4 protein-coding genes are annotated in these 5037 nt (G+C 72.0%); all 4 read left to right on the plus strand.

Annotated elements, in window-relative coordinates:
• The coding region (gene shc, locus ACFV2S_RS10820; protein WP_385556278.1) for a squalene--hopene cyclase at nt 1-1837 on the plus strand (1837 nt) is incomplete at its 5' end.
• Nucleotides 1837-2487: a 1-hydroxy-2-methyl-2-butenyl 4-diphosphate reductase gene (locus ACFV2S_RS10825; RefSeq protein WP_385556280.1), complete on the plus strand. Its 651-nt coding sequence runs from the start codon at nt 1837-1839 to the stop codon at nt 2485-2487. The genes shc and ACFV2S_RS10825, both read left to right, overlap by 1 nt.
• A gap of 7 nt (nt 2488-2494) precedes the next feature.
• Nucleotides 2495-3520, plus strand: coding sequence for an adenosyl-hopene transferase HpnH (gene hpnH / locus ACFV2S_RS10830; protein ID WP_383797304.1), 1026 nt, complete (start codon nt 2495-2497; stop codon nt 3518-3520).
• Complete coding sequence (locus ACFV2S_RS10835; protein WP_385556283.1) at nt 3517-4902, plus strand: aspartate aminotransferase family protein; 1386 nt, start codon at nt 3517-3519, stop codon at nt 4900-4902. Before hpnH ends, ACFV2S_RS10835 begins: the two co-directional genes overlap by 4 nt.
• Nucleotides 4903-5037: the final 135 nt, after the last annotated feature.

The following is a 5037-nucleotide window of genomic DNA, read 5'->3' on the forward strand; positions in this document are numbered from 1 at the left end:
GCAGGACCCGGAGGGCTGGTGGAAGGGCGACCTGGAGACCAACGTCACCATGGACGCCGAGGACCTGCTCCTCCGCCAGTTCCTCGGCATCCTCGACGCCGACACCACCCGCGCCGCCGCCCTCCACATCCGCCGCGAGCAGTGCGAGGACGGTGCCTGGCCCACCTTCTACGGCGGACCGGGCGACCTCTCCGCCACCGTCGAGGCCTATGTGGCCCTCCGGCTCGCCGGGGACCCGCCCGACGCCCCGCACATGGCCCGCGCCTCCGCCTGGGTCCGGGCCCGGGGCGGGATCGCCGCCGCCCGCGTCTTCACCCGGATCTGGCTGGCCCTCTTCGGCTGGTGGCGCTGGGAGGACCTGCCCGAGCTGCCGCCCGAGCTGATCTTCCTGCCGAAGTGGTTCCCGCTCAACATCTACGACTTCGGCTGCTGGGCCCGGCAGACGATCGTGCCGCTCACCGTGGTCTCCGCGAAGCGCCCGGTCCGGCCCGCGCCCTTCCCGCTGGACGAGCTGCACACCGACCCGGCCCGGCCCAACCCGCCCCGCCCGCCGGCCCCGGCCACCGGCTGGGACGGCCTCTTCCAGCGGCTCGACAAGGCGCTGCACGTCTACCACCGCTTCGCCCCGCGCGGGGTCCGCCGCACGGCCATGAACGTCGCCGCCCGGTGGATCGTCGAGCGCCAGGAGAACGACGGCTGCTGGGGCGGCATCCAGCCCCCCGCCGTCTACTCGGTCATCGCCCTCCACCTCCTCGGCTACGACCTCGAGCACCCGGTCATGCGGGCCGGCCTGGAGTCGCTCGACCGGTTCGCGATCTGGCGCGAGGACGGTTCGCGGATGATCGAGGCCTGTCAGTCGCCGGTCTGGGACACCTGCCTCGCCGTCATCGCGCTCGCCGACGCCGGGCTGAGCCCCGACCACCCGGCGCTCGTGAACGCCGTGGACTGGATGCTCGACGAGGAGATCACCCGGACCGGGGACTGGGCGGTGCGACGGCCCGGACTCCCGCCGGGCGGCTGGGCGTTCGAGTTCCACAACGACAACTACCCCGACATCGACGACACCGCGGAGGTCGTGCTCGCCCTGCGCCGGGTGCGGCACCCCGACCCGGCCCGGGTCGACGCCGCCGTCGCCCGGGGCACCCGCTGGACCCTCGGCATGCAGTCGAGGAACGGCGCCTGGGGGGCGTTCGACGCCGACAACACCAGCGTCTTCCCCAACAAGCTGCCGTTCTGCGACTTCGGCGAGGTGATCGACCCGCCCTCCGCCGACGTCACCGCCCACGTGGTCGAGATGCTCGCCTACGAGGGGATGGCCCAGGACCCCCGCGCCCGCCGCGGCATCGAGTGGCTGCTCGCCGAACAGGAGCCGCACGGGGCCTGGTTCGGCCGCTGGGGCGTCAACCACGTCTACGGCACGGGCTCCGTGCTCCCCGCGCTGGCCGCCGCAGGTCTGCCCGGCTCCCATCCGGCGATCCGCCGGGCCGTCGGCTGGCTGGGGGCCGTGCAGAACGACGACGGCGGCTGGGGAGAGGACCTCCGCTCCTACAAGGAGGAGGAATGGGTCGGGCGAGGCCCCTCCACCGCCTCCCAGACCGCGTGGGCCCTGATCGCCCTCCTCGCCGCGGGGGAGCGCGACTCCGAACCGGTCCGCCGGGGTGTCGCCTGGCTGACCTCGGCCCAGCGGGAGGACGGCTCCTGGGACGAGCCCCACTTCACCGGCACCGGATTCCCCTGGGACTTCTCGATCAACTACCACCTCTACCGGCAGGTCTTCCCGCTCACGGCGCTCGGGCGCTACGTGTACGGGGATCCCGCGCCGCGCGGGGACGACTGATGGGCCGCGAGCCCGGCCCGGGCGCCGCCCCGCCGCTGCTGATCGCCTGCGCGCTCGGCATCGAGCACTTCGCCCTGCGCAGCGCGGACCGGGGCGGCGCGCCCGGCCCGGTGACCGTGCTGCGCACCGGCATGGGCCCCGACCGGGCCCGCCGGGCGGTGTCCCGGGTCCTCGGCGAGGACCGGTGGCGGGACGCCGCGGTGATCGCCTCCGGCTTCTGCGCGGGCCTCGCCCCGGGCATGCACCCCGGGGACCTGATCGTCGCCGACGAGACCCGCGCCGCGGACGGCACGACCCCCTGCACCGGGACCGAGCTCCTGGTGAAGGCCCTGGAGCGGGCGGTGCCCGGGCGCGCCGTGCACACCGGGCCCCTGATCGGCTCCGACCACGTGGTGCGCGGGCCCGAGCGGGCCGCGCTGCGGGCCGGCGGCGCGATCGCCGTCGACATGGAGTCCGCCGCCACGCTCCGTACCGCGATGACGTCCGGACCCCGCCCGGTTGCGGCCGTCCGGGTGGTCGTGGACGCTCCTGAACATGAACTGGTCCGGATCGGCACGGTACGCGGGGGAATATCAGCCTTCCGTGTTCTGCGTGCCGTCCTTCCCGCATTCTTCGAATGGCACCGTTCTTCGCTGCTCCCCAGGAGGTGAACGAGTTATGGCCATGCCGCTCCGTCAGTCCATCCGCGTCGGGACCTACCTCTTCGAACAGAAGCTCCGCAAGCGGGACAAGTTCCCGCTGATCGTCGAGCTGGAGCCGCTCTACGCCTGCAACCTCGCGTGCGAGGGCTGCGGGAAGATCCAGCACCCGGCGGGTGTCCTCAAGCAGCGCATGCCGGTCGCCCAGGCGGTCGGCGCGGTCCTGGAGTCCGGCGCCCCGATGGTGTCCATCGCGGGCGGCGAGCCCCTGATGCATCCTCAGATCGACGAGATCGTCCGCCAGTTGGTGGCCCGGCGGAAGTACGTCTTCCTCTGCACCAACGCGATGCTGCTGCGCAAGAAGCTGGAGAAGTTCACCCCCTCCCCGTACTTCGCCTTCGCCGTCCACATCGACGGCCTGCGCGAGCGCCACGACGAGTCCGTCGCCAAGGAGGGCGTGTTCGACGAGGCGGTGGCGGCCATCAAGGAGGCCAAGCGGCGCGGCTTCCGGGTCACCACGAACTCGACGTTCTTCAACACCGACACCCCGCAGACCATCATCGAGGTGCTCAACTTCCTCAACGACGACCTCCAGGTCGACGAGATGATGATCTCCCCCGCCTACGCCTACGAGAAGGCTCCCGACCAGGAGCACTTCCTCGGCGTCGAGCAGACCCGCGAGCTCTTCAAGAAGGCCTTCGCCGGCGGGAACAGGCGGCGCTGGCGCCTCAACCACTCGCCCCTCTTCCTGGACTTCCTGGAAGGGAAGGCGGACTTCCCCTGCACCGCCTGGGCCATTCCCAACTACTCGCTCTTCGGCTGGCAGCGGCCGTGCTATCTGATGAGCGACGGATACGTCCCCACGTACCGCGAACTCGTCGAGGAGACCGACTGGGACAAGTACGGCCGCGGCAAGGACCCCCGCTGCGCCAACTGCATGGCGCACTGCGGCTACGAACCCACCGCCGTCCTCGCCACCATGGGCTCCCTCAAGGAGTCGCTGCGCGCGGTCCGGGAGACGGTCTCCGGGAACAGCACGTCATGACCGGCGGGTTCGACCTGCGGGCGCTGCTCTCCGAGCGCGGCGCGGAGCGGTACGAGCTGCACGCCAGGTACCTCAACCACCAGCTGCCCCGCATGCTGCACACGATCGGCTTCGACAAGGTCTACGAGCGGGCCGAGGGCGCCCACTTCTGGGACGCCGACGGCGTCGACCACCTCGACATGCTCGCCGGCTTCGGCGTGATGGGTCTCGGACGGCACCACCCCGTCGTCCGCAAGGCCCTCCACGACGTCCTGGACGCCCAGCTCGCCGACCTCACCCGGTTCGACTGCCAGCCGCTGCCGGGACTTCTCGCCGAGAGGCTGCTCGCGCACAGTCCGCACCTCGACCGGGTCTTCTTCGGCAACAGCGGCACCGAGGCCGTGGAGACCGCCCTCAAGTTCGCCCGGTACGCCACCGGGCGGCCGAGGGTCCTCTACTGCTCCCACGCCTTCCACGGGCTCACCACGGGATCCCTCTCCGTCAACGGCGAGCAGGGGTTCCGGGAGGGCTTCGAGCCGCTCCTGCCGGACACCGCGATCCCGCTGGGCGATCTCGGCGCGCTGGAGCGGGAGCTGCGCAAGGGCGACGTGGCCGCCTTCGTCGTCGAGCCCATCCAGGGCAAGGGCGTCCACGAGGCGCCACCGGGCTTCCTCCGGGGTGCCCAGGAGCTGCTGCACCGGCACGGTGCGCTGCTCGTCGCGGACGAGGTGCAGACGGGCCTCGGCAGGACCGGCGACTTCTACGCCTACCAGCACGAGGAGGGCGTCGAGCCGGACCTGGTCTGCGTCGCCAAGGCGCTCTCCGGCGGCTACGTGCCGGTCGGCGCCACCCTCGGCAAGGACTGGATCTTCAAGAAGGTGTACTCGTCGATGGACCGGGTCCTGGTCCATTCGGCGAGCTTCGGATCGAACGCCCAGGCCATGGCGGCCGGGCTCGCCGTCCTGTCGGTGATGGAGGACGAGGGCACCGTCGCCCACGCCCGCCGGATCGGCGACCTGCTCGCGGGCCGTCTGAAGGAGCTCGTGCCCCGGTACGAGCTGCTGCACGAGATCCGCGGGCGCGGCCTGATGATCGGGATCGAGTTCGGGCGGCCGTCCTCGCTGGGGCTGCGCGGGCGCTGGACGATGCTCCAGGCGGCCCGCAAGGGCCTCTTCGCCCAGATGGTCGTCGTCCCGCTGCTCCAGCGGCACCGGATCCTCACCCAGGTCTCCGGGGACCATCTGGAGGTGATCAAGCTGATCCCGCCGCTGGTCGTCGACGAGGCGGACGTGGACCGGTTCGTCACGGCCTTCACCGCGGTCATGGACGACGCCCACGGCGGCGGCGGACTGATGTGGGACTTCGGGAAGACGCTGGTCAAGCAGGCGGTCGCGCAGCGCTGACCGGATCTCGGCCCGGATCCCCGACAGGGTTTTGGGGGGGGGGGGGGGGTGTATAGTGAGTGGGGGGGTGGTAGCTGGTTGTGGTGGTGTGGGGGGCCGGCCGGGGGTGGGGGGCGGGCGCGCGCGGGCGCGGGG

Origin of the sequence: Streptomyces sp. NPDC059695 (genome assembly GCF_042733785.1) — a bacterium.
Taxonomy (GTDB): Bacteria; Actinomycetota; Actinomycetes; order Streptomycetales; family Streptomycetaceae; genus Streptomyces.